Origin of the sequence: Acinetobacter sp. YH12255 (assembly GCF_013417355.1) — a bacterium.
Taxonomy (GTDB): domain Bacteria; phylum Pseudomonadota; class Gammaproteobacteria; order Pseudomonadales; family Moraxellaceae; genus Acinetobacter; species Acinetobacter pseudolwoffii.
On the sequence record NZ_VPEC01000114.1, the window covers coordinates 1 to 1,507 of the forward strand.

General features: G+C 49.7%; 1 rRNA gene. It reads right to left on the minus strand.

The features are described from left to right. Nucleotides 1-1,457 (minus strand): 23S ribosomal RNA (locus tag FTV30_RS16015); the annotation flags it as partial. Between the last annotated feature and the right edge of the window lie 50 nt (nucleotides 1,458-1,507).

Consider the following 1,507-nt stretch of genomic DNA (forward strand, 5'->3'; position numbering starts at 1 on the left):
CACCTGGACAACCAACGCCAGGCTGACTTAACCTTCTCCGTCCTCTCATCGCATTACACAGAAGTATTGGAATATTAACCAATTTCCCATCGACTACGCCTCTCGGCCTCGCCTTAGGGGTCGACTCACCCAGCCCCGATTAACGTTGGACTGGAACCCTTGGTCTTTCAGCGTGCGAGTTTTTCACTCGCATTGTCGTTACTCACGTCAGCATTCGCACTTCTGATACCTCCAGCAGACTTCTCAATCCACCTTCATCGGCTTACAGAACGCTCCCCTACCACGCATAATAAATTATGCATCCGCAGCTTCGGCATATAGTTTTAGCCCCGTTACATCTTCCGCGCAGGCCGACTCGACTAGTGAGCTATTACGCTTTCTTTAAAGGGTGGCTGCTTCTAAGCCAACCTCCTAGCTGTCTATGCCTTCCCACATCGTTTCCCACTTAACTATAATTTTGGGGCCTTAGCTGGCGGTCTGGATTGTTTTCCTCTTGACTACGGACGTTAGCACCCGCAGTCTGTCTCCCGGATAGTACTCATTGGTATTCGGAGTTTGCATCGGTTTGGTAAGTCGGGATGACCCCCTAGCCGAAACAGTGCTCTACCCCCAATGGTATTCGTCCGAGGCGCTACCTAAATAGCTTTCGGGGAGAACCAGCTATCACCAAGTTTGATTAGCCTTTCACCCCTATCCACAAGTCATCCCCTGGCTTTTCAACGACAGTGGGTTCGGTCCTCCAGTTAGTGTTACCCAACCTTCAACCTGCTCATGGATAGATCACCTGGTTTCGGGTCTATACCCAGCAACTAATGCGCCCTATTAAGACTCGGTTTCCCTACGGCTCCCCTATTCGGTTAACCTTGCTACTGAATATAAGTCGCTGACCCATTATACAAAAGGTACGCAGTCACCGAACAAGTCGGCTCCCACTGCTTGTATGCATGCGGTTTCAGGATCTATTTCACTCCCCTCACAGGGGTTCTTTTCGCCTTTCCCTCACGGTACTGGTTCACTATCGGTCAGTCAGGAGTATTTAGCCTTGGAGGATGGTCCCCCCATATTCAGACAAGGTTTCACGTGCCTCGCCCTACTCGACATCATCATATAAGCCCTTTCGTGTACAGGACTATCACCGTCTACGGTCGCACTTCCCAGAGCGTTCCACTAGAACTTATATGACTTAATGGGCTCTTCCCCTTTCGCTCGCCGCTACTGAGGGAATCTCAATTGATTTCTTTTCCTAAGGGTACTGAGATGTTTCACTTCCCCTCGTTCGCCTTGCATGACTATGTATTCATCATGCAATACCTACCTTATGGTAAGTGGGTTTCCCCATTCAGACATCTCCGGATCACAGGATATTTGCCGCCTCCCCGGAGCTTTTCGCAGGCTATCACGTCTTTCATCGCCTCTGACTGCCAAGGCATCCACCACATGCACTTAATTACTTGACTATACAACCCCAAACAGTCGTTCATCCTTACAAGTAGGATGAGCAACAGAT